This window comes from Kitasatospora sp. MBT63, from assembly GCF_000710465.2.
Lineage (GTDB): Bacteria > Actinomycetota > Actinomycetes > Streptomycetales > Streptomycetaceae > Kitasatospora.
The window spans coordinates 11795-33722 of sequence record NZ_JAIZ01000067.1 but is presented as its reverse complement, the minus strand read 5'-3'; the positions used below and the strand labels follow the sequence as shown (position 1 = coordinate 33722).

Annotated in this window: 21 protein-coding genes; 8 read left to right on the top strand and 13 right to left on the bottom strand. The window is 72.2% G+C overall.

Going from position 1 to position 21928, the window contains the following annotated elements; genetic code table 11:
- The 3 genes from AA75_RS04825 to AA75_RS04815 form a co-directional block, all read left to right on the top strand.
- Positions 1-1075 (top strand): LCP family protein (locus AA75_RS04825; protein WP_033818485.1); only part of this gene is annotated, 1075 nt, incomplete at its 5' end.
- Between the two features lie 80 nt (positions 1076-1155).
- Positions 1156-1620: a hypothetical protein gene (locus AA75_RS04820; RefSeq protein ID WP_051811857.1), complete on the top strand. Its 465-nt coding sequence runs from the start codon at positions 1156-1158 to the stop codon at positions 1618-1620.
- 70 nt (positions 1621-1690) lie between these two features.
- Entirely contained in the window at positions 1691-2119 is a 429-nt protein-coding gene (locus AA75_RS04815) for a PH domain-containing protein (RefSeq protein ID WP_051811856.1), read from the top strand.
- A gap of 74 nt (positions 2120-2193) precedes the next feature.
- Here AA75_RS04815 and AA75_RS04810 read toward each other — a convergent pair whose 3' ends face one another.
- On the bottom strand, positions 2194-3351 hold the full coding sequence (locus tag AA75_RS04810) for an acyl-CoA dehydrogenase family protein (RefSeq protein ID WP_033818475.1): 1158 nt from the start codon (positions 3349-3351) through the stop codon (positions 2194-2196).
- Between the two features lie 123 nt (positions 3352-3474).
- The gene (locus AA75_RS04805) at positions 3475-4623 is read right to left on the bottom strand and encodes an LCP family protein (RefSeq protein ID WP_082526254.1); all 1149 of its coding nucleotides are present in this window, start codon (positions 4621-4623) and stop codon (positions 3475-3477) included.
- A gap of 214 nt (positions 4624-4837) precedes the next feature.
- Here AA75_RS04805 and AA75_RS04800 point away from each other — a divergent pair, with 214 nt between their 5' ends.
- The gene (locus AA75_RS04800; protein WP_033818474.1) at positions 4838-6181 is read left to right on the top strand and encodes a UDP-glucose/GDP-mannose dehydrogenase family protein; all 1344 of its coding nucleotides are present in this window, start codon (positions 4838-4840) and stop codon (positions 6179-6181) included.
- Positions 6182-6252: 71 nt separating this feature from the next.
- Positions 6253-6663 (top strand): CoA-binding protein, encoded by a 411-nt coding sequence (locus AA75_RS04795; RefSeq protein ID WP_033818473.1) that lies wholly within the window; start codon positions 6253-6255, stop codon positions 6661-6663.
- A gap of 57 nt (positions 6664-6720) precedes the next feature.
- Here the strand turns inward: AA75_RS04795 and AA75_RS04790 are convergent, their stop codons facing one another.
- Genes AA75_RS04790 through AA75_RS04775 form a run of 4 tightly spaced genes read right to left on the bottom strand, consistent with a single transcriptional unit; the run spans position 6721 to position 10463 of the window.
- The gene (locus AA75_RS04790; RefSeq protein WP_033818472.1) at positions 6721-7554 is read right to left on the bottom strand and encodes a MerR family transcriptional regulator; all 834 of its coding nucleotides are present in this window, start codon (positions 7552-7554) and stop codon (positions 6721-6723) included.
- A gap of 25 nt (positions 7555-7579) precedes the next feature.
- A complete protein-coding gene (locus tag AA75_RS04785) occupies positions 7580-8779 on the bottom strand; it encodes a dipeptidase (RefSeq protein WP_033818471.1) in 1200 nt (399 codons plus the stop codon).
- A gap of 44 nt (positions 8780-8823) precedes the next feature.
- Positions 8824-9348 carry a 5-(carboxyamino)imidazole ribonucleotide mutase gene (purE, locus tag AA75_RS04780; RefSeq protein WP_033818470.1) on the bottom strand — a complete coding sequence of 175 codons (525 nt, stop codon included), beginning with the start codon at positions 9346-9348 and terminating at the stop codon, positions 8824-8826.
- Positions 9345-10463: a 5-(carboxyamino)imidazole ribonucleotide synthase gene (locus tag AA75_RS04775; protein ID WP_033818481.1), complete on the bottom strand. Its 1119-nt coding sequence runs from the start codon at positions 10461-10463 to the stop codon at positions 9345-9347. Before AA75_RS04775 ends, purE begins: the two co-directional genes overlap by 4 nt.
- A gap of 260 nt (positions 10464-10723) precedes the next feature.
- Here AA75_RS04775 and AA75_RS04770 point away from each other — a divergent pair, with 260 nt between their 5' ends.
- Both AA75_RS04770 and AA75_RS04765 read left to right on the top strand, forming a co-directional pair.
- A complete protein-coding gene (locus tag AA75_RS04770; protein WP_033818469.1) occupies positions 10724-11266 on the top strand; it encodes a GtrA family protein in 543 nt (180 codons plus the stop codon).
- Positions 11267-11291: 25 nt separating this feature from the next.
- Positions 11292-11636, top strand: coding sequence for a hypothetical protein (locus AA75_RS04765; RefSeq protein WP_033818468.1), 345 nt, complete (start codon positions 11292-11294; stop codon positions 11634-11636).
- Positions 11637-11716: 80 nt separating this feature from the next.
- Here the strand turns inward: AA75_RS04765 and AA75_RS04760 are convergent, their stop codons facing one another.
- Both AA75_RS04760 and AA75_RS04755 read right to left on the bottom strand, forming a co-directional pair.
- A complete protein-coding gene (locus AA75_RS04760) occupies positions 11717-12961 on the bottom strand; it encodes an ATP-binding protein (protein ID WP_033818467.1) in 1245 nt (414 codons plus the stop codon).
- 43 nt (positions 12962-13004) lie between these two features.
- On the bottom strand, positions 13005-13679 hold the full coding sequence (locus AA75_RS04755) for a response regulator transcription factor (RefSeq protein ID WP_033818466.1): 675 nt from the start codon (positions 13677-13679) through the stop codon (positions 13005-13007).
- Positions 13680-14074: 395 nt separating this feature from the next.
- Between AA75_RS04755 and AA75_RS04750 the strand changes: the two genes are divergently transcribed.
- Entirely contained in the window at positions 14075-15580 is a 1506-nt protein-coding gene (locus AA75_RS04750; RefSeq protein ID WP_033818465.1) for a peptide MFS transporter, read from the top strand.
- Positions 15581-15686: 106 nt separating this feature from the next.
- Here AA75_RS04750 and hutI read toward each other — a convergent pair whose 3' ends face one another.
- The 5 genes from hutI to AA75_RS04725 all read right to left on the bottom strand — a co-directional run bounded on the left by hutI (position 15687) and on the right by AA75_RS04725 (position 21809).
- Entirely contained in the window at positions 15687-16853 is a 1167-nt protein-coding gene (hutI, locus tag AA75_RS04745; protein WP_033818464.1) for an imidazolonepropionase, read from the bottom strand.
- A 123-nt stretch (positions 16854-16976) separates the two neighbouring features.
- Complete coding sequence (locus AA75_RS04740) at positions 16977-18332, bottom strand: formimidoylglutamate deiminase (RefSeq protein WP_033818463.1); 1356 nt, start codon at positions 18330-18332, stop codon at positions 16977-16979.
- The gene (locus AA75_RS04735) at positions 18317-19507 is read right to left on the bottom strand and encodes an allantoate amidohydrolase (protein ID WP_033818480.1); all 1191 of its coding nucleotides are present in this window, start codon (positions 19505-19507) and stop codon (positions 18317-18319) included. Before AA75_RS04735 ends, AA75_RS04740 begins: the two co-directional genes overlap by 16 nt.
- Before the next feature lie 17 nt (positions 19508-19524).
- The gene (hutU, locus tag AA75_RS04730) at positions 19525-21231 is read right to left on the bottom strand and encodes a urocanate hydratase (protein WP_233288932.1); all 1707 of its coding nucleotides are present in this window, start codon (positions 21229-21231) and stop codon (positions 19525-19527) included.
- A gap of 230 nt (positions 21232-21461) precedes the next feature.
- Positions 21462-21809 (bottom strand): hypothetical protein, encoded by a 348-nt coding sequence (locus tag AA75_RS04725; RefSeq protein WP_033818461.1) that lies wholly within the window; start codon positions 21807-21809, stop codon positions 21462-21464.
- Positions 21810-21928 lie beyond the last annotated feature (119 nt).

Sequence of the window (21928 nt, the reverse complement as noted above, 5' to 3'; positions counted from 1 at the left end):
TCCCGGCGGGCCGGGCGGGCCGGGGGCTCCCGGTGGTCCGGGCGGGCCGGGTACGCCGGGGGCGCCCGCCGCCGGCCGGTCCCGCTGGCCGCGCCGCCGCAAGATCAAGGTGGCCGCGCTGGCCGTCGTCACCACGCTGCTGGTGACCGGCATCGGCACCTACTTCTGGGCCGACTCCCAGCTCAACCACGAGAACGTGCTGGCCGGCTACGCCGGGCGGCCCGCCGAGGGCAAGGGCACCAACTGGCTGATCGTGGGGTCCGACAGCCGCGCCGGGCTCTCCGACGCGGAGGAGGACTCGCTGCACACCGGCTCCGCCGAGGGCAAGCGCAGCGACTCGATGATGATCCTGCACATCGGGGACCACGGGAACACCCTGATGTCGATCCCGCGCGACTCCTGGGTGCAGATCCCGGCGCACCCCGACACCAGCGGCAACGGCAAGACCGTGCCCGCCGCCACCTCCAAGATCAATGCGGCCTTCGCCCGCGGCGGCGGCCGGCTGCTGGTGCAGACCGTGGAGTCCAACACCGGCATCCACATCGACCACTACGCCGAGATCGGGTTCGCCGGCTTCGTCGGCATCGTGGACTCGGTCGGCGGTGTCGACATGTGCATCGACCAGGCCGTCTCCGACAAGGACTCCGGGCTGAACCTCAAGGCCGGCTGCCAGACCCTGACCGGCGCCCAGTCGCTGGCCTTCGTCCGGCAGCGCCACCAGATGGCCGACCAGGACCTCGGCCGGATGCGCAACCAGCAGAAGTTCCTGGGCGCGCTGGCCAAGCAGGCCGCCTCCCCGGCCACCCTGCTCAACCCGTTCACCTTCTACCCGATGGTCAGCTCCGGCCTCGGCACGCTGATCGTCGACGACGACGCCGGCCTGACCGACCTCGGGTCGCTGTTCCTCGCCATGAAGGGCGTCTCCAGCGGCGACGGGAAGAGCATCACCGTGCCGATCGGCAACCCCGACTTCCACACCCCGACCGGCGAGTCCGCGGTCAAGTGGGACCCGGCCAAGTCGAAGCTGGTCTTCGACGCCATGAAGAACGACACCGCGATGCCCGACGTCAAGTAGCCGTACGGACGTTGACGCCTTCGCGGCGTGTCGCGGCGGACCGGCCGACGGTCCGCCGCAGCGCCGCCACACTGGTGGCCATGTCGCTGGTGACCTCCCTGATCCGACTCCGCCGCCACCGCCTGCTCGGGCGGCTGGTCCAGGAGGCGCTCGCGCTGTACGGGATGGAGGTCCCGGCGGCGGTGGAGATCGGCCCGGGGCTGACCGTCTTCCACCGCGGCTTCGGCACCGTGCTGCACCCGTACACCACGCTCGGTGCGGACGTCACGCTCTACAACGGCGTCACCATCGGGCGGGCGGATCCGTGGGTGCCGCAGGAGCTCAGCCCGATGCGGCGGGTGGTGCTGGAGGACGGTGTGGTGGTCTGCGCCGGGGCGAAGATCGTCTGCAAGTCGGGCGTCCTCACCGTCGGCGCCGGCACCATCGTCGGCGCCAACGCCGTCCTGACCCGCTCCACCGGCCCGAACGAGATCTGGGCCGGCGCCCCGGCACGCCGCCTGGGCTTCCGCCCGGCGGCGACCGGCAGTGCCAAGAGCCTGGCGTAGATTCGGACCGGGTCCGCCCGGCGCTGCACCCGGCAGGCCCCGCGACCCGGATACTCGGAGGATCCAGGCCGTGCGTGCGTTCCGGAACAGGACCTATCCGGCGAGCGGGGCAGCGCTGGTCGCGGTGGCCGCCGGGCTGGCGGCCGCGGACAGCCCGCTGTCACCGGACTTCCCCCGTCCCGGCCTGGCCCTCTTCCTGCTCCTCTACCTGGGCATGGCCGCGCTGGGGGTACGGATCTCACGGCTTCGGGTGGCCGTCACCGATCGCGGGGTGCAGGTGGTGAACATCCTGGGATCGCGCCAGGTGCCGTGGTCGGACATCCGCGGCTTCGACGTCGGGAACAGTCTGGTGATCGAACTCGCGGACGGCCGGGAGATCGGCTGCTCCGCCGTCCAGCCGTCCGGGCTGGAACGCCTGCTCGGCCGGCCGACCCATGCCGGGCGCGTGGCCGACGAGTTGGAGGCGTTGCGAGCCAGGTACGGCGGGCAGGCGCGCTGAGACCGGACCACGTGGAGCAGCCGTGAGCCGCCGCGCCGGACGGCACGGGGGCTCACGGCTGTCCCCGGTGCGCGTTACGGCAGGTTGCGGGCCATCACGATGCGCTGGACCTGGTTGGTGCCCTCGTAGATCTGGGTGATCTTCGCGTCCCGCATCATCCGCTCCACCGGATAATCCCGCGTGTACCCGTACCCACCCAGCAACTGCACCGCATCCGTCGTGATCTCCATCGCCACATCCGACGCGAAACACTTCGCCGCCGCCCCGAAGAACGTCAGATCACCATCCGTACGCTGCGACTTCGCCGCCGCCGCATACGTCAACTGCCGCGCCGCCTCCAGCTTCATCGCCATGTCCGCCAACATGAACTGCACACCCTGGAACTCCGCGATCGCCTTCCCGAACTGCTTGCGCTCCTTCACGTACCCCGCCGCGAAGTCCAACGCCCCCTGCGCGATCCCGATCGCCTGCGCCGCGATCGTCACCCGCGTGTGGTCCAGCGTCCTCATCGCCGTCGCGAACCCCGTCCCCTCCGCACCGATCATCCGGTCCGCCGGAATCCGCACCCCGTCGAAATACACCTCACGCGTCGGCGACCCCTTGATCCCCAACTTCTTCTCCGGAGCCCCGAACGACACCCCCGCATCGCCCTTCTCCACCACGAACGCCGAAATCCCCTTCGACCGCAACGACGGATCCGTCACCGCCATCACCGTGTAGAACTCCGACACCCCCGCATTCGTGATCCACCGCTTCACCCCGTCCAGGACCCAGAAATCCCCGTCCCGCACCGCCCGCGTCCGCATCCCCGCCGCATCCGAACCCGCCTCCGGCTCCGACAGGCAGTACGAGAACATCCCCTCACCCCGCGCCAACGCCCCCAGGTACTTCGCCTTCAACTCCGGCGAACCCGACAACTGCACCGGCAGCGAACCCAGCTTGTTGACCGCCGGGATCAGCGACGACGAGGCACACACCCGCGCCACCTCCTCGATCACGATCACCGTCGCCAGCGCATCCGCCCCCGCACCACCGAACTCCTCCGGCACGTGCACCGCATGCAGATCACTACCCTGCAACGCGTCCAACGCCTCCTGCGGGAACCGGCCCTGCTCGTCCACCTCCGCCGCGAACGGAGCGATCTTCGCCTCCGACAGCGCACGCACCGTCTCCCGGAGCATCTCGTGCTCCTCACTGAGCCGGAAGAGGTCGAAGTCCGAGCTGCCCGCCATGTGCCACACCCTTCGCGCGAAAGCGTTAATTACCGTTCAGTAGATGCATCCTAGGCTCGCCCGCACCCCGCGCGCAGGTGACCTGCACGACAGCGGGTGAGCGGCCCGGCGACGGGCCGGGCCTCAGCGGACGCTCTCCCCCAGGGTGTCGCTGGTGGTCCGGTGCTGGGCGAAGTAGTCGGCCATCCGGTCGTTGCGGATGGCCTCCCAGAGCGCGGTGGCGGCGGCCGTGTCGAGCTTTACCACGTCCTGGCCGTCGATGCTGTCGAAGCCGCCGAAGGGCGCGTTCATGAAGCGGACGTCGTCCGGGCGCACCGCGCGCAGGCTCCAGCCGAGGTCGTAGAGGTCGGTGTTGCTGAGCCGGTCGTCGACGCTGACCACGTCGCCGACGGCCTGCAGCAGGCCGGTCAGCCGGGCGGGGCTGCCGAGGGTGCCGGCGTTCATGGTCTGGATCATCAGGGCGCGCAGGAAGTTCTGCTGCCGCTTGGTGCGGTCCAGGTCGCCGTTGGGCAGGCCGTGCCGCTCGCGGACGTACAGCAGGGCCTCCTCGCCGCTCATGTGGTGGGTGCCCTTGAGCCACTCGCGGGCGTCGCCCTTGGCCTCGATGGTCTGCGGGATGGTGATGTCGACGCCGCCGACGGCGTCGGTGAGCTTCTTGAAGCCGTTCCAGTCGATCACCGCGACGTGGTCGATCCGGATGCCGGTGAGCTTCTGCACGGTGTCGACCATCAGCGCCGGGCCGCCCCAGGAGTACGCCGCGTTGATCTTCGCCATGCCGTGGCCGGGCACGGGCACCCAAGTGTCCCGGGCGATCGAGACCAGCGAGACGCTCCGGCGGTCCTCGGACAGGTGCAGCAGCATCATGGTGTCGCTGCGGCTCGCCCCCTCCTTCCAGGCCGGGGCCTTGGCCTGGCCGCCGGTGGTGGGCACGTCAGAGCGGGCGTCCAGGCCGACGAGCAGGAACGTCGTCCCCGTGCCCGGCACCGGCTTGGGCTGCGCGGACTCCGGGACGCTCGGGAACGCGCCGGGTATCCGCTCGACCGAGGACGCGTAGTGCTCGGCGGTCCACCAGACGCCGCCGACGCCCGCGCCGATCAGGACCAGCAGGGCGGTCAGGGTCCAGACCAGCACCCGCCTGGTCCGGCGCCGGCGCCGGGAGCTGCGGTCGGGGGCCTCCTGCTCGGGCGGCTCCCCGGTGTCGTCCTGCCGGTCGAAAAAGCTCAGCGGTCCGGGCTGCCCGCCCGCCCCGTCCTCGTGCTCCCGCGCGTCCATGCGCGCATTCTGTCGGTCCGGCCGCGGCCGCGGGATTGAAACAGGAGTTCCGGTCGCCACCGATACCCGCAGGTGGCCGTGGAGTTACCCAGAGCTTTGAAATCCGCCTTGGGGGGAGCGCCCCACGGCCGCCCGTCCGGCGGATACCATCGGTGCCTGCGGCCTCGGGTACCGACCCGGCCGGCCATAGTCCCGGAACACCAAAGGGGAAGCAGTGGCCCTCCGCCTCACCGTGATCGGTACCGGATACCTGGGTGCGACGCACGCCGCCTGCATGGCGGAGCTCGGCTTCGAGGTGCTCGGCCTGGACATCGACCCGGAGAAGATCGCCGCCCTCTCCGCGGGCCGGGTACCGATGTACGAACCCGGGCTGGCCGAGCTGCTGGTCAAGCACGTCCCCGGCCACGAGGGCTCGACCGGCCGGCTGCGCTTCACCGACTCCCCGCAGGAGGTCGCCGAGTTCGGCGACGTCCACTTCATCTGCGTCAACACCCCGCAGAAGAAGGGCGAGTTCGCCGCCGACATGAGCTACGTCGACGCGGCGCTGGACGCCCTCGCCCCGCACCTGACCCGGCCGACCCTGGTGGTCGGCAAGTCGACCGTGCCGGTCGGCAGCGCCAACCGGCTGGCCGAGCGGCTGGCCGCGCTGGCCCCGGCCGGCGAGGCCGCCGAGCTGGCCTGGAACCCGGAGTTCCTGCGCGAGGGCTACGCGGTGGGCGACACCCTGCACCCGGACCGGCTGGTGGTGGGCGTCCGCAGCGAGCGGGCCGAGCAGCTGCTGCGCGAGGTGTACGCGACGCCGATCGCCGAGGGCGTGCCCTTCGTGGTGACCGACTTCCCGACCGCCGAGCTGGTCAAGGCCGCCGCCAACTCCTTCCTGGCCACCAAGATCTCGTTCATCAACGCGATGGCCGAGGTCTGCGAGAGCGCCGGCGCGGACGTGACGCAGCTGGCCAAGGCGCTCTCCTACGACGAGCGGATCGGCGGCAAGTTCCTCAACGCCGGTCTGGGCTTCGGCGGCGGCTGCCTGCCCAAGGACATCCGGGCCTTCATGGCGCGGGCCGGGGAGCTGGGCGCCGACCAGGCGCTGACCTTCCTGCGCGAGGTCGACTCGATCAACATGCGGCGCCGCTCCCGGATGGTGGAGCTGGCCCGCGAGCAGTGCGGCGGCGGCTTCCTGGGCCGCCGGGTCGCGGTGCTGGGCGCCGCGTTCAAGCCCAACTCGGACGACATCCGGGACTCCCCCGCGCTCAACGTGGCCGGCCAGATCCAGCTCCAGGGCGCGCAGGTCACGGTCTACGACCCGAAGGCGATGGACAACGCCCGCAAGATGTTCCCCAGCCTGTCGTACGCCGCCACTCCGCTGGAGGCCGTCGAGGGCGCGCACGTGGTGCTGCACCTGACCGAGTGGCAGGAGTTCCGCGAGCTGGACCCGGCGCAGCTGGGCGGGGTGGTCGCCGAGCGCCGGATACTGGACGGCCGCAACATCCTGGACGTCGAGCGCTGGCGTTCGGCCGGCTGGACCTACCGGGCGATGGGCCGCCCCGGCGCGGAGTAGCGGCCGCCGGGCCACCGCGACCCCGCCGAAGGCGGCGGAATGCGGCGGCCCGGGACGTCGTTGGCCGTGGCATGAGCTACGGAGACCGGGACACGGTGCGCAGGATCCTTCAGGACTCGGGCGACACCTGGGCGGTGGTCGGCCTGTCCACCAACACCCGCCGGGCGGCGTACGGCGTCGCGCAGGTGCTGCAGCGGGCGGGCAAGCGGGTGGTGCCGGTGCACCCGAAGGCCGAGACGGTGCTCGGCGAGCAGGGGTACGCCACCCTCGCCGAGATCCCGTTCCCGGTCGACGTGGTGGACGTGTTCGTCAACAGCGGCCTGGCCGGCGAGGTCGCCGACCAGGCCGTGGCCGTGGGTGCCAAGGCGGTCTGGTTCCAGCTGGACGTGGTCGACGAGGCCGCCTACGCGCGCGCCACGGCCGCCGGGCTGGACATGGTGATGGACCGCTGCCCGGCGATCGAGCTGCCCCGGCTCGGCTAGGCCCAAGGGCGCGTTTGCAAAGTCCCGCCGGGTCCGACGCGACTCTGCAAGCGTGCCCTAGCCGATCGGCACCGCGATGTCGCAGGCCGGGTCGCCCGGGGCGACCTCGTCCCACTTCACGAAGTAGACCTCGCGGGGGCCGGCGCTGACCGTCTCGTCGTGTTCCTTGGCCCACTGGAAGACGGCGTCGTAGGCGGAGAGGATCTGCGGGTAGACCACCTGGGCCTTGGTGACGGTGGTGTACGCCTCCCGGTGGGCCGGCTCGGTCCGGCTCGGCGCGCCGAATCCGCCCGCGCGGGCCGGGTCGACCGGGACGCACAGCTCCACCGGCCCGTCGCTGTCGTCGTTGACCTCGCCGTGGTAGACCACGAACGGCGCCCCGAAGACGCCGCCGTGGGCCTGCGCGACGGCGAACAGCCGGTCGCAGGCCGCCGGGATCCACTCCGGCAGCTCCTCCGGCCGGATGTGCCGCTGCTCGGTCAGCACCAGTTGCTCGGGCACCTCGCGCTGCTGAATGTCGAACATGTCCAGGATCCCTTCGCCACCGGTGAGTTGGATGCGGAGGTAGGCGGCCAGCTCGCGCTGGGCGGCGGTCCGGCGTTCGACCTGCTCCCAGTACTCGGCGACCAGCGCGGCAGCCTGCGGCCCGGGTGCGGCCAGTACCTCGGCCACCGCCGCGAGCGGCATGTCCAGGCCGCGCAGCAGCCTGATCCGCCGGGCGTCGGCCAGCCGGCTCTCGCGGTAGTAGCGGTAGCCGGTGGCCGGGTCCACCCGGTCCGGCCGCAGCACGCCCTGGCCGTCGTACAGCCGGAGCGCCTTCTGCGACAGCCGGGAGCGGCGCGCAAAGGCACCGATGCCCAGGAGCGGGTCCTCCTCCTCCACGCCCTCCACCGTCCCGTCTCCCCCAGGGGGAAGGTCAACCACGGCCGTCGAGCTGCTCGATGGTGGCCCAGGACGGGCCGCGGAAGGTGAGCTGCAGGTCGGTGGCGACGTCCTCGGCGTCCCGCAGCACCCGCACCGCGTTGTGCCAGGTGAGCTTCCCGAGGTCTGCCTCGGACCAACCGCGGCCGAGCAGTTCGGCGATCAGGTTGGGGTAGCCCGCGACGTCCTGCAGCCCCTCGGGGAGGAAGGCGGTGCCGTCGAAGTCGCCGCCGATGCCGATGTGGTCGATCCCGGCCACCTCGCGCATGTGGTCCAGGTGGTCGGCGACGGTGGCCACGGTGGCCGACGGCCGCGGGTGGGCCCGCTCGTACGCGCCCTGCACCGCCATCGCCTCCGGGGTGGTCTCCAGCGGGTGCAGGCCGTGGGCGCGCATGTTGGCGTCGGCGTCGGCGGTCCACTCGATGGCGGCGGGCAGGATGAACTTGGGCACGAAGGTGGCCATCGCCACGCCGCCGTTGCCGGGCAGCTGGGCGAGCACGTCGTCCGGGACGTTGCGCGGGTGGTCGCAGACGGCGCGGGCGGAGGAGTGCGAGAAGATCACCGGCGCCGCGGAGACCCGCAGGGCAGCGCGCATGGTGTCGGCGGAGACGTGCGAGAGGTCGACCAGCATGCCGATCCGGTTCATCTCCCGGACGACCTCCTCGCCGAACGCGGTCAGCCCGCCGGCGACCGGCTCGTCGGTGGCGGAGTCCGCCCACGGCACGTTGTTGTTGTGGGTCAGCGTCAGGTAGCGCACGCCCAGTTCGTGCAGCATCCGCAGGGCGCCGAGCGAGCAGTCGATCGAGTGGCCGCCCTCGGCGCCCATCAGCGAGGCGATCCGGCCCTCGGCCCGGGCCGCCTCCATGTCGTCCGCCGTCAGGGCGAGCCGCAGCTCGGCGGGGTTGCGCTGCACCAGGGTGCGGACGAAGTCGATCTGTTCCAGGGTGGCGCTGACCGCGCGGTCGCCCGCCCAGTCCGAGCGGACGTAGACCGACCAGAACTGCGCGCCGACCCCGCCGGCGCGCAGCCGGGCCAGGTCGGTGTGCAGCCGACCGCTCTGGTCCGCGCCCAGGTCGAGGACGTCCAGGTCGTAACCGGCCTGGGCCCGCATCGCCCAGGGCAGGTCGTTGTGGCCGTCGACCACCGGGGTCTCGCGGAGCAGGGCGCGGGCACGGTCGAGCAGTTCAGGCGTCATGCCCCTGTTCTACCGTGCCCGCACCACCGGCCGGGATACCCGGGCTACTTGCCGAAGCCGAAGGAGGCCGAACCGGCCACCTTGGCCCGCAGCTTCCTGCCCTTGTCGGTCGCCTGGGTGTTCAGCTCGGCCTGGAACTCGACCATCTTCTCGGCCAGTTCGGGGTCGAACGCGGCGAGCATCCGGACCGCCAGCAGGCCGGCGTTGCGCGCCCCGGCCACCGAGACGGTGGCCACCGGCACACCGGCCGGCATCTGGACGATCGACAGCAGGCTGTCCATGCCGTCCAGGTAGCGCAGCGGCACCGGCACGCCGATCACCGGCAGCGGGGTCACCGAGGCCAGCATGCCCGGCAGGTGGGCCGCGCCGCCCGCACCGGCGATGATCGCCTTCAGGCCGCGGGTGTGCGCCCGCTCGCCGTACGCCACCATCTCGCGCGGCATCCGGTGCGCGGAGACCACGTCGACCTCGTACGGGATCTCGAACTCGTCCAGGGCCTGGGCGGCGGCCTCCATCACGGGCCAGTCGGAGTCCGAGCCCATGACGATGCCGATGATCGGGTCAGTCATTCTGTGATGGTCCCTCGCAGGTAGGCGGCCGCGTGGCGGGCGCGCTCGCGGACGTCGTCGAGGTCGTCCCCGAAGACGTTGACGTGGCCGACCTTGCGGCCGGGCTTCACGTCCTTCCCGTACATGTGGATCCGCAGGCCGGGATCGCGGGCCATGCAGTGCAGGAAGGCGTGGTACATGTCGGGGTAGTCCCCGCCGAGGACGTTGACCATCACGGTCCACTTCGCGCGCGGGCGGGGGTCGCCCAGCGGGAGGTCGAGGACGGCCCGCAGGTGGTTCTCGAACTGCGAGGTGACGGCACCGTCCTGGGTCCAGTGGCCGGAGTTGTGCGGGCGCATCGCCAGCTCGTTGACCAGGATCCGGCCGTCCCGGGTCTGGAACAGCTCGACCGCCAGGTGGCCGGTGATGTCCAGCTCGCCGGCGATCCGCAGGGCCAGCGCCTGGGCCTCGCCCGCGAGTTCCGGGTCCAGGTCCGGCGCGGGCGCGGTCACCTCGGCGCAGACGCCGTTCTCCTGGAGGCTCTCCACCACCGGGTAGGCCACCGCCTGGCCGCTGGGCGAGCGGACCACGTTGGCGGCCAGCTCGCGGACGAAGTCGACCTTCTCCTCGGCCAGCACCGGCACCCCGGCCAGGAACGGCGCGGCGGCCTCCTGCTCGTCGTCGACGACCCACACGCCCTTGCCGTCGTAGCCGCCGCGGACGGTCTTCAGGACCACCGGGTAGCCGGCGCCCTCGTGCGCGAAGGCGGTCACGTCGGCCGGGTCGGCGACCAGCCGGTGGCGGGGGCAGGGCACCCCGATCGAGTCCAGCTTGGCCCGCATCACGCCCTTGTCCTGGGCGTTCACCAGCGCGTCGGGGCCGGGCCGGACGGCGACCCCGTCGGCCTGCAGGGCCCGCAGGTGCTCGGTCGGGACGTGCTCGTGGTCGAAGGTGACCACGTCGCAGCCGGCCGCGAACCGGCGCAGCGTCTCCAGGTCCCGGTAGTCACCGAGGACGACGTCCGAGACCACCTGGGCCGCCGAGTCCTGGGGGGTGTCGGCGAGGAGCTTGAAGCGGATCCCGAGCGGGACCCCCGCCTGGTGCGCCATGCGGGCCAGCTGCCCGCCGCCGATCATGCCGACCACTGGAAAATTTGCCTTGCCCGCAAGAGTCACGCCGCCCAGGATATCCGGGCCGGTCACCGCGGGTGTAACGGCGTCCTGCCGGGTAAAGAGCGACCCCCGGGGTGGGGACGGGCCGTCGGGGAGCGAGTAGCCTGGATGGCCGGACCCCGGGAAAAGCACTATCCGATCATGCGTCGATAGGGGTTTCCGCATCGTGCCGCAGCGCCGCGCGCACGGCCCCCAAGGCAGGCGAGCACAGGAGACAGTCGGGTATGACGACCACCACCGCGCCCAAGCCGTCGCTCGCGAACCGCCTGCGCGGGGTCTCGGGCGAGGTCGTCAAGTTCGGCATCGTCGGACTGAGCGGCGTCGTCGTCAACTTCCTGGTCTTCTGGATCTGCATCAACGGCCTCGGCCTGGCCTCCCTGCGGTCCAACATCGCCGCCACCCTGGTCGCCATCGCGACCAACTACCTCGGCTACCGGTACTGGCTGTACCGCGACCGCGACGCGGCCTCGCGCAAGCGCGAGATCACCCTCTTCCTGCTCTTCAGCGGCGCCGGGATGCTGATCGAGACCGGTGTGCTCGGCTTCTCGGTCTACGTCCTCGGCCTCACCTCACACCCCATGCAGCTCGCCGCGAAGTTCGTCGGCCTGGCCGCGGGCACGGTGTTCCGCTTCTTCTCCTACCGCACCTGGGTGTTCAAGGCCCTCCCGGAGCTGGCCGAACCGGCCGAGCCCGCCGTGGTCGCCGAGGCCGAACTCCTCCTCGCCGCCGAGCAGCCGCCCGCGGCAGCGGTCGCCCAGCGTTCCTGAACCGCACCGACGGACGGACCGGACGGTGACCGGACTCGCGCCGGAGGCGGTCGCGCTCCTCGATGCGCTCCTCGCGGGCGACGGGCCCGCGCACCGCGCCCTCCGTGCCCAGATCCCCCACCTGCGGGTGACCGGCCGCTGTCCGTGCCCCTGCGCCAGCATCGACGTCGACCTGGACCGGGCGGCGGTGCCCGCCGCGCCCGCCGCCGCACACCCGGCCGCCGAGGCCACGGTGCTCGCCGCCGACGGGCAGCCCGTCGGCGGCGTCCTGGTCTTCGCCTCCGCGGGCTACCTCTCCGGCCTGGAGGTCTACACCTGGCAGGACGAGCCGATCACCCGGTTCCCGCCCCCGGACCGCCTGGCCCCCTGACCAGCCCGGCCGCCGGTCGTGCGGCTCCGGCTCCGCCCGACACTGAGCTGGTCGGTCGTCCGGCTCCGCCCGACACTGCGCTAGTCGGTCGTCCGGCTCCGCCCTACGAACAGGGCGAACACCGGTGGCCGCAGGGACAGCAGTTCCAGTCGGCCGCCGTCCGCCTCGGCGAGGTCGCGGGCCACGGCGAGGCCGATGCCGGTGGAGTTGCGGCCGCTGACCGCGCGTTCGAAGACCCGGTTGCCGAGCTCCGGCGGGACGCCCGCGCCCTCGTCCTGGACCTCGGTGACGATCGAGCTGCCGGAGCGTCGCACCCGCAGGGTGATGGTGCCGGCGCCGTGCATCAGCGAGTTCTCGATGAGGGTGGCGAGCACCTGGGCGACCGTTCCGGGGGTGCCGGTCACCTCGGCGCCGTGCAGGCCCTCGATGACCAGCCGCCGGCCGCTGTCGCGCAGCGGCGGCCCCCACTCCTCCACCTGCTGCTTGATCACCTCGTCCAGCGGGAAGCCGACCGCCGTCGGGCTGCTGCGGTCGCGCTGGTTGGTGAGCAGCCGCTGCACCACGTCGGTCAGCCGCTCGACCTGCTGGAGGCCGATGGCGGCCTCCTCGCGGACGGTCCGGGGTTCCTCGGCGAGCGCGGTGATCTCCTCCAGCCGCATGGACAGCGCCGTGAGCGGGGTGCGCAGCTGGTGGGAGGCGTCGGCGGCGAGCCTGCGTTCGGCGGTGAGCATCCGGGCGATCCGCTCGGCGCTGGCGTCCAGGACCTCGGCGATCCGGTCGAGTTCGGGCACGCCGTACCGGCGGTCGCGGGGGCGCGGGTCGCCGGAGCCGAGTCGTTCGGCGGTCTCGGCGAGGTCGGTGAGCGGCCGGGCGAGCCGTTTGGCCTGCCAGACCGCGAGTGCGACGGCGGCCTGGACGGCGAGCAGGGCGACCACGCCGAGCAGCAGCAGCATGTTGCCGATCTCGTGGTCGACGTCCTCGCGGGACTGCATCACGGTGACGGTCTCGCCGCTGAGGCCCTGTTCGGTGGCGGTCAGGGCGGCGCCCTGGACCGGGCGGCCGGCCGCGATGAGGGGCTGGCCGGGGATGTCGACGGTGACGAAGGAGCCGTCGGTGACCTGGGCGGCGAACTTCTCGCCGGTGACCGGCTCGCCGGCCGCCAGCCGGCTCTCGACCAGGCCGAGGACCCGGACGGCGGCCGCGTCGACCCGGTCGTTGGCGGCGCCGACGATGCTCTGCTTCTCGATCAGTGCCAGCGGTACGCAGAACACCGCGACCACCACCAGGACCACGCCCAGCAGTGAATTGATCATCCTGCGCTTCACGCCGGGCGGTCCTTCGTCGTCGGTTCTTCGGCGGGTTCGTCCGTCAGTTCTTCTCGAAGCGGAAGCCCACGCCGCGGACGGTCGCGATGTAGCGCGGGTTGGCCGCGTCGTCGCCGAGCTTCTTGCGCAGCCAGGAGATGTGCATGTCGAGGGTCTTGGTCGAGGTCCACCAGGTGGTGTCCCAGACCTGCCGCATGATCTCCTCGCGGGTGACCACCCGGCCGGCGTCCCGGACCAGGACCCGCAGCAGCTCGAACTCCTTGGCGGAGAGGGTGAGCTCCTCCTCGCCGAGCCAGGCGCGGTGCGACTCGATGTCGATCTTGACGCCGTGCGCGCCGGTGGTGAGCTGGTCGACGTTGCCGCGGCGCAGCAGCGCCCGGACCCGGGCGAGCAGCTCTGCCAGCCGGAAGGGCTTGGTGACGTAGTCGTCGGCGCCCGCGTCGAGGCCGACCACGGTGTCCACCTCGTCGGCGCGGGCGGTGAGCACCAGCACCGGGAAGCTCTTGCCGTCGGCGCGCAGCCGCCGGCAGACCTCCAGGCCGTCCATCTCGGGCAGACCCAGGTCGAGGACGATCAGGTCGACCTCCTCGGTGAGCCCCGCCCCCAGCGCGGCCGGTCCGTCCTCGCGGACCAGCACCTCATAGCCTTCCCGGCGCAGCGCGCGGGCCAGCGGTTCGGAGATTGCCGGGTCGTCCTCGGCCAGCAGCACACAGGTCATGGGCTGATGTTAGACCGCCGCGGGCCCCCTGATCAGGGTGCGTCCTGGCCCTTGACCTCCGCATGACCTGGCGAGGGGGCAACCATGGCGGCCCCGGCGCCCACTGTGAACTAGTTCACAGAGCGTGATCATCGGGCGGGTGCCGCCATCCGGCCGTCCGAGGGGTCGAATGGGGGCCTTTGCCAAAGAATCGGACGTGCTACCTTCACTTCAAAGGACAATTTCCGCTCGCGCCATCGATTGGGCGCCACGAGGTCGCCAGGACTTTGCCTGCGTGTTACCTGATTTGCGATGTTTGTCCGGCCATGTCATGGAAAACCGCCACGTACAGTGGTTTGGTCCCCGTCCGCCTCCACCCCCCTTGGCGGACGAAGTCAGGCAAGGAACCCCTACACATGGCGTCTACCACCCTGGATGCCGGCACTCAGTCGGCCCCTCCCAGCGGCAAGACCTTCCTCGGGCACCCCCGGGGCCTCGCCACTCTCTTCATGAGCGAGATGTGGGAGCGCTTCAGCTACTACGGCATGCGCGCCCTGCTCGTCCTCTACATGACGGCCGCCACCACCGACGGCGGCCTCGGCATGAAGGTGGCCGTCGCCGCCGCGGTCTACAGCGTGTACACCGCCATGGTCTACCTGCTGGCCCTGCCCGGTGGCTGGATCGCCGACCGCTTCCTCGGCGCCCGCAAGACCGTCGCCGTCGGCGGCACGATCATCATGGCCGGACACTTCATGCTGGCCGTGCCGGCCACCGTGTCCTTCTTCGCGGGCCTCGGCCTGATCGCCATCGGTTCCGGTCTGCTCAAGGCCAACATCTCGACGATGGTCGGCCACCTCTACGACGGGCCGAACGACCCGCGCCGTGACGGTGGCTTCACGATCTTCTACATGGGCATCAACCTCGGCGCCTTCGCCGCGCCGCTGGTCATCGGCACCGTGGGCCAGAGCGTCAACTGGCACCTCGGCTTCGCCCTCGCCGGTGTCGGCATGGCCCTGGGCCTCGGCCAGTTCCTGCTCGGCACCCGCCACCTGAGCGCCCGCAGCGACGTGGTGTCCTCGCCGATCTCGGCCGCCGAGAAGCGCGACGTGTTCCGCAAGGCCGGCCTGTGGCTGGCGCTGGCCGTGGTGTTCTACGCCGTCGTGGCACTGACCGGCAGCTTCACCATCGACTGGGTGATCTGGCCGCTGTCGATCGCGGGCATCGCGCTCCCGGTCTTCGTCTTCGGCAAGGTGAAGCGGGACAAGGACCTCAGCTCGGACGAGCAGTCCAAGATGAGCGGCTACATCTGGTTCTTCATCGCCGCCGCCGTGTTCTGGATGATCTACGACCAGTCCGGCTCGACGCTGAGCGTCTTCGCGGACGACAACACCGCCTCCACGCTGCTCGGCTTCGACTTCCCGTCCAGCTGGTTCCAGTCGCTCAACCCGCTCTACATCATGGCGCTGGCCCCGGTCTTCGCCTGGCTGTGGGTGGCCCTCGCCCGCCGTGGGAAGAACCCCAGCACCACCATGAAGTTCGCGATCGGCCTGCTGATGATCGGCGCGTCCTTCCTGGTGATGATGCTGGCGATGGCGGCGGCGTCCGGCGGCACCAAGGTCACGCCGCTCTGGCTGGCCATGGTCTACCTGGTCCAGACCGTCGGTGAGCTCACGCTCTCCCCGGTCGGCCTGTCCGTCACCACCAAGCTGGCCCCGGCCAAGTACGCCAGCCAGATGATGGGTGTCTGGTTCCTCGCCGTCACCGCGGGCGACTGCGTGGCCGCGATCTTCCAGCTGGTCCTGGGCGACGCCACCGGCTCCACCTGGTACTTCGCGGTCCAGGGCGTGCTGGCGATCATCGCCGGCATCGGACTGGCGATGTACCGCAAGAAGGTCGTCAAGCTCATGGGCGACGTCCACTGACGCCACCTCCTTCACGACGAAGGGCCGGTACCCGCCTCGGCGGGTACCGGCCCTTCGTCGTACGCGGTGTCGTACGGCGGAGTCCTTCGGCGGTGTCCTGCGCCGGTCAGAACTCGCGCGCGCCCGCCCGCCAGACCGCGGCGGTGAGCGGCACGCCCGGCCGGTAGGCCAGGTGGACGTGCGAGGGTGCCTCCAGCAGCAGCAGGTCGGCCCGGGCGCCCGGGGTGATGACGCCGACGTCGGTGCGGCGCAGCGCGCGGGCGCCGCCGGCGGTGGCGGCGTGCACCGCCTCGTCCGGGGTCATGCCCATCTCGCGGACGGCGACCGCGATGCAGAACGCCATCGAGCTGGTGAAGCTGGAGCCCGGGTTGCAGTCGGTGGACAGCGCGACGGTGGCGCCCGCGTCCAGCAGCCGGCGGGCGTTCGGGTACTCGGCGCGGGTGGAGAACTCGGCGCCCGGCAGCAGGGTGGCGACCGTCGCGGAGCCGGCCAGCGCGGCCACGTCCTCGTCGGTCAGGTGGGTGCAGTGGTCGGCGGAGGCGGCGCCCAGCTCGACCGCCAGCTGCACGCCGGGGCCGTACGAGAGCTGGTTGGCGTGCACCCGCGGGATCAGGCCGCGCTCGGCGCCCGCGGTGAGGATCGCGCGGGCCTGGTCGCCGTCGAAGGCGCCGCGCTCGCAGAAGACGTCCACCCAGCGGGCGTGCGGGGCGCAGGCGTCCAGCATCTCGCCGGTGACCAGGTCGACGTAGCCGGCCGGGTCGTCGGCGAACTCGGGGGCGACCACGTGCGCGCCCAGGTAGGTGGTCTCGGGGGTGTGCGAGGCGGCGATCCGCAGCGCCCGCGCCTCGTCCGCGACGGTCAGCCCGTAGCCGGACTTGCACTCGACGGTGGTGGTGCCCTGGTGCAGGGCCTCGCGCAGGAAGCGGACCAGGTTGGCGTCCAGCTCGGCGTCGGTGGCGGCCCGGGTGGCGGCGACCGTGGTGCGGATGCCGCCGGCGGTGTAGGCCTGGCCGGACATCCGGGCGTTGAACTCGGCGGTCCGGTCGCCCGCGAAGACCAGGTGGGCGTGCGAGTCGACGAAGCCGGGCAGCATCGCGCGGTGCTTGGCGTCGAACCGTTCGTCCGCGGCGGGCGCGGCGGCGGCCGGGCCGACCCAGGCGATCCGGCTGCCCTCCACGACCACGGCCGCGTCCGGGACCACACCCAGCGGGCCGCTGCCGAGCGCGGGGTCGTTGGTCACCAGCGTGCCGATGTCGGTGATGAGGAGGCTCAAGGGGCCCTTCCCTTCGAGGGGTAGGGGCGCGGGCCCCACCAGATCAGCCCTGGTGGGGCCCGCACCCCGGATTCTATGGCCGGCCGCGGCCGGGTCCGACAGGACCCGCGGATCCGGCGAGGCCTAGGACTGCAGCGCGGCGATCGACGCGCGCAGGGCGGCCGGGACGTCGGTGACCAGCTGGTGCACGCCGTCCTTGACGATGTGCCGGCCGCCGACCACGACGTGCCGGACGTCGGCGGCCGAGGCCGCGAAGACCGCGGTCTCGGCGCCCAGCGCGGGCGCCGGGCCGGCGGTCCGGACGGAGTCCAGCGCGACGGCGGTGAGGTCGGCGAGCGAGCCGGCCTCGATCCGGCCGGCCTCCGGCCAGCCGAGCGAGGCGTGGCCGTCCTCGGCACCGGCGCGCAGCAGCGCGTTGGCGGTCCAGTGGCCGCGGGTGCGGGTGCGCAGCCGCTCGTCCAGCTCCAGCGCGCGGGCCTCCTCGAACGGGTCGATGACCGCGTGGCTGTCGCTGCCGAGGCTGATCGGACAGCCCGCGCTCGCCAGCCGGCGGGCCGGGCCGATGCCGTCGGCCAGGTCCCGTTCGGTGGTGGGGCACATGCAGATGGTGGTGGAGGAGTCGGCGAGCAGCCGGATGTCCTCGTCGCTGAGGTGGGTCGCGTGCACGGCCGAGGTCCGCGGGCCGAGCACCCCGTGGTCGGCGAGCAGCCGGGTCGGGGTGACGCCGTGCGCGGTCAGGCAGGCGTCGTTCTCGGCGGTCTGTTCGGAGAGGTGGACGTGCAGCGGGGCCTTGCGCATCGCCGCCCAGTGGGCGACGGTGCTCAGCTGCTCGGCCGGGACGGCGCGCACCGAGTGGACGGCAGCGCCGATCCGGGCGTGCTCGCTGCCCTTGAGCTCCGAGGCGCGCTCCGCCCAGGCGTCCGCGTCACCGTCGCTGAACCGCAGCTGCGGCTTGGTCGGCTCGGCGCCGAACCCGGCCGAGACGTAGCAGGTGTCCAGCAGGGTGATCCGGATGCCGGCCCGCAGGGCGGCCTCGATCAGCGCCTCGCCCATCGCGTTGGGGTCGTCGTAGCGGCCGCCGCCGGGGCCGTGGTGGAGGTAGTGGAACTCGCCCACCGCGGTGATCCCGGCGAGCGCCATCTCCGCGTACACGGCGGTGGCCAGCTCAAGGTAGCTGTCCGGGTCGAGCGCACCGGCGAACCGGTACATGGTGTCCCGCCAGGTCCAGAAGGTGCCGGAGCCGACCTGCACGGTGCCGCGCAGCGCGCGGTGGAAGGCGTGCGAGTGGGCGTTGGCCTGGCCGGGCAGCACCAGTCCGCCGAGCCGGACCGCCCCGGGCGGGCAGGGCCCGCTGTCCGGGGTGACCTTGGCGATCCGGCCGCCCGGGCCGACCGCGATCAGCACCTGCTGCTCGACCACCGGTCCGTTGGCGTGCGGCAGCCAGGCGTACTCGGCCCAGTACGTCACCGCTGCAGACATGCGAGGTCCTCCAGTACGTCGGCGAGGGCGGCCACCCCGGCGAGGCAGTCGCGCTCCTCGGCGTGCTCGGCCGGCGAGTGCGAGACCCCGCTCGGGTTCCGCACGAACAGCATGGCGGTCGGGATCGCCGATGCGAGGATTCCGGCGTCGTGTCCCGCGCCGGTCGGCAGCACCGGCACCCCGCCGAGGCGCCCGGCCAGCCGGTCGCGCAGCGGACCGTCGAAGTCCACCACCGGGGTGTAGGACTCGCGGGTCAGCTCGACCTTGATGCCGGTCCGCTCGCCGCTCTCGTACGCGGCCTGCCGGATCTCCTCGACCAGGGCGGTCAGGGTCGGCTCGTCCGCGGCCCGGGAGTCCAGCCAGCCGCGGATCAGCGAGGCGATGGCGTTGGTGCCGTTCGGCTCGACCGCGACCTTGCCGAAGGTGGCCAGCGCACCGGCCAGCTGGGCGCGGGTGCGGGCGGCCAGGACCGTCTCGGCGAAGGTCAGCATCGGGTCGCGGCGGTCCTCGATCCGGGTGGTGCCGGCGTGGTTGGCCTCGCCGTGGAAGTCGAACCGCCAGCGGCCGTGCGGCCAGATCGCGCTGGCCACCCCGACCGGGTGCTCCTCGGTCAGGTAGCGGCCCTGCTCGACGTGGAGTTCGACGTAGGCGCCGACCCTGGCCAGCCGCTCCTGGTCGGCACCGATCGCGGCCGGGTCGTAGCCGGCCCGCTCCATGGCGTCGGGCAGCCGGACGCCGTCGGCGTCGCGCAGCGCGTACGCCTGCTCCTTGGAGAGCACGCCGGCGGTGAGGCGGGAGCCGATGCAGGCCACGCCGAACCGGGCGCCCTCCTCGTCGCCGAAGTTGACGATCGCCAGCGGACGGTCGAACTCGGCGCCGCGCTCGCGCAGTTCGTCGAGCGCGGCGAAGGCGGAGACCACCCCGAGCGGGCCGTCGTAGGCGCCGCCGTCCGGGACGGAGTCCAGGTGCGAGCCGGTGACGACCGCACCGCCGGCCTGCGGGTCGCCGAGCCAGGCCCACTGGTTGCCGTTGCGGTCCAGCTCGTACGCCAGGCCGCGGGCGCGGGCCTGCTCCTCGAACCAGGACCGGCACTCGGCGTCGGCGGAGTTCCAGGCGAAGCGGCGGTAGCCGCCGGAGGAGGCGGAGCGGCCCACGGGGAGCAGCTCCGCCCACATCCGGCCGAAGGTGTCGGTCACAGCTCGTTCATGGGGACGCGGACCCCGCGCTCGGCCGCGACCTCGCTCGCCAGGTCGTAGCCGGCGTCGACGTGCCGGATGACGCCCATGCCCGGGTCGTTGGTGAGCACCCGGCGGATCTTCTCGCCCGCCAGCGCGGTGCCGTCGGCGACGGTGACCTGGCCGGCGTGGATCGAGCGGCCGATGCCGACGCCGCCGCCGTGGTGGATGGAGACCCAGGACGCGCCGGAGGCGACGTTGACCATGGCGTTCAGCAGCGGCCAGTCGGCGATCGCGTCCGAGCCGTCCAGCATGGCCTCGGTCTCGCGGTACGGGGAGGCGACCGAGCCGCAGTCCAGGTGGTCGCGGCCGATCACGATCGGGGCGGACAGCTCACCGGAGGCGACCATGTCGTTGAAGCGCTCGCCCGCCTTGTCGCGCTCGCCGTAGCCGAGCCAGCAGATCCGCGCCGGCAGGCCCTGGAAGTGCACCTTCTCCTGGGCCATCTTGATCCAGCGGTGCAGCGACTCGTTCTCCGGGAAGAGGTCGAGCACGGCCTTGTCGGTCTTGTAGATGTCCTGCGCGTCGCCGGACAGCGCGGCCCAGCGGAACGGGCCCTTGCCCTCGCAGAACAGCGGCCGGATGTACGCCGGGACGAAGCCGGGGAACTCGAACGCCCGGGTGTAGCCCGCGAGCTGGGCCTCGCCGCGGATCGAGTTGCCGTAGTCGAAGACCTCGGCGCCGCGGTCCTGGAAGCCGACCATCGCCTCGACGTGCTTGGCCATCGACTCGCGCGAGCGCTGGGTGAACTCGGCCGGCTTGGCGGCCGCGTAGTCCGCCATGTCCTCGAAGGCGACGCCGATCGGCAGGTAGCTCAGCGGGTCGTGGGCGCTGGTCTGGTCGGTGACGATGTCGATCGGCGCGTCCATCGCGAGCAGCTGCGGGAACAGCTCGGCGGCGTTGCCCAGCAGGCCGATCGAGAGCGGCTGCTTCTTGTCACGGGCCTCCACGGCGAGCTGCAGCGCGTGGTCCAGGTTCTTGGCCTCGACGTCCAGGTAGCGGTGCTCGATCCGGCGGGAGATCCGGGACGGGTCGCAGTCGATGCAGATCGCCACGCCGCCGTTCATGGTGACGGCGAGCGGCTGGGCGCCGCCCATGCCGCCGAGACCGGCGGTCAGGGTGATGGTGCCCTCGAGGGTGTTGTCGAACTTCTTGGCCGCGACGGCGCCGAAGGTCTCGTAGGTGCCCTGGAGGATGCCCTGGGTGCCGATGTAGATCCACGAACCGGCGGTCATCTGGCCGTACATGGTGAGCCCGAGGCTCTCCAGCCGGCGGAACTCCTCCCAGTTGGCCCAGTCGCCGACCAGGTTGGAGTTGGCGATCAGGACACGCGGCGCCCACTCGTGGGTCTGCATCACACCGACCGGACGGCCGGACTGGACCAGCATGGTCTCGTCCTGCTTGAGGGTCTGCAGGGTGCGGACCATGGCGTCGTACGAGCGCCAGTCGCGGGCCGCCTTGCCGGTGCCTCCGTAGACCACCAGCTTGGACGGGTGCTCCGCGACCTCGGGGTCGAGGTTGTTCATGAGCATCCGCAGGGCGGCCTCCTGCTGCCACCCCTGCGTGGTCAGGTTCGTCCCGCGCGCCGCGCGGACCTCACGCGGACCACTGCCCGTCTGCTGCTGCACCATGCTGCCGGCCTCCCTGCGGATGGATTCATTCATGATTTGGTTCTCTGAATATATCCAATCAATCGGCCATCGGCCAGAGCCCCGGCCCACCAATCCGCCCGGCCCGGCAGACTCCGGGAGGCGGACGCAGGCATCGAGCAGCGCACAGGGGCGTGCTCGACGGGCGCTACGGCATGGCGGTGCCGCTGCCCGTGCCGCTGCCCGTGCTGGGGGCGGACGGGCCTCCGCGGTACGCGGGACGCGGCTGAGGGCGCGTCCCGGGGTCAGGCCGCGGCGTCGCCGTCCCAGTCGATGCCGATCTCGGCAAGCCAGCGGCGGTCCTCGGCACCCACCGGGTCGGGGCGGGCCGGGGGCGCCGCCGGGTCGGCCGGGCGTGGGGCGCGCGGGATCTCGCGGATCGGGCCGATGCCGTACTTCTCCGCCGCTCCGGCCGCCGCGTCCGGATCGATCACCCCGACGTGGACGGCGCTCTCGTCGCCCGGCTCCAGGACGACCAGGTCGGGTTCGGGCGGCTGCCGCAGCGAGATCCGCCGGCCGCAGGTCGGGCAGGACCATTCGTCGGCCCCCGAGGCGAGTCGGCCGGTCAGTCTCATCTGGTGGATCGGGCCCATGGCTGACTCCCCCGTCCGGCCCTGGCGCCAGGGCCTGTGGAGGGTCTGCCCGCTGACGGCCGGTGGGCAACCGGCCGAGGCCAAGCTGTGCCCTCGGGGCTGCCCCCGGCCGCTCGGGG

Excerpts from the sequence above, each read along its gene's own strand:
- AA75_RS04820 (WP_051811857.1), top strand. The coding sequence starts at position 1,156 with ATGTCGCTGGTGACCTCCCTGATCCGACTCCGCCGCCACCGCCTGCTC.
- AA75_RS04810 (WP_033818475.1), bottom strand. The coding sequence starts at position 3,351 with ATGGCGGGCAGCTCGGACTTCGACCTCTTCCGGCTCAGTGAGGAGCAC.
- AA75_RS04805 (WP_082526254.1), bottom strand. The coding sequence starts at position 4,623 with ATGGACGCGCGGGAGCACGAGGACGGGGCGGGCGGGCAGCCCGGACCG.
- AA75_RS04795 (WP_033818473.1), top strand. The coding sequence starts at position 6,253 with ATGAGCTACGGAGACCGGGACACGGTGCGCAGGATCCTTCAGGACTCG.
- AA75_RS04785 (WP_033818471.1), bottom strand. The coding sequence starts at position 8,779 with ATGACGCCTGAACTGCTCGACCGTGCCCGCGCCCTGCTCCGCGAGACC.
- purE (WP_033818470.1), bottom strand. The coding sequence starts at position 9,348 with ATGACTGACCCGATCATCGGCATCGTCATGGGCTCGGACTCCGACTGG.
- AA75_RS04775 (WP_033818481.1), bottom strand. The coding sequence starts at position 10,463 with ATGATCGGCGGCGGGCAGCTGGCCCGCATGGCGCACCAGGCGGGGGTC.
- AA75_RS04770 (WP_033818469.1), top strand. The coding sequence starts at position 10,724 with ATGACGACCACCACCGCGCCCAAGCCGTCGCTCGCGAACCGCCTGCGC.
- AA75_RS04755 (WP_033818466.1), bottom strand. The coding sequence starts at position 13,679 with ATGACCTGTGTGCTGCTGGCCGAGGACGACCCGGCAATCTCCGAACCG.
- AA75_RS04750 (WP_033818465.1), top strand. The coding sequence starts at position 14,075 with ATGGCGTCTACCACCCTGGATGCCGGCACTCAGTCGGCCCCTCCCAGC.
- AA75_RS04740 (WP_033818463.1), bottom strand. The coding sequence starts at position 18,332 with ATGTCTGCAGCGGTGACGTACTGGGCCGAGTACGCCTGGCTGCCGCAC.
- AA75_RS04735 (WP_033818480.1), bottom strand. The coding sequence starts at position 19,507 with ATGTGGGCGGAGCTGCTCCCCGTGGGCCGCTCCGCCTCCTCCGGCGGC.
- hutU (WP_233288932.1), bottom strand. The coding sequence starts at position 21,231 with ATGAATGAATCCATCCGCAGGGAGGCCGGCAGCATGGTGCAGCAGCAG.
- AA75_RS04725 (WP_033818461.1), bottom strand. The coding sequence starts at position 21,809 with ATGGGCCCGATCCACCAGATGAGACTGACCGGCCGACTCGCCTCGGGG.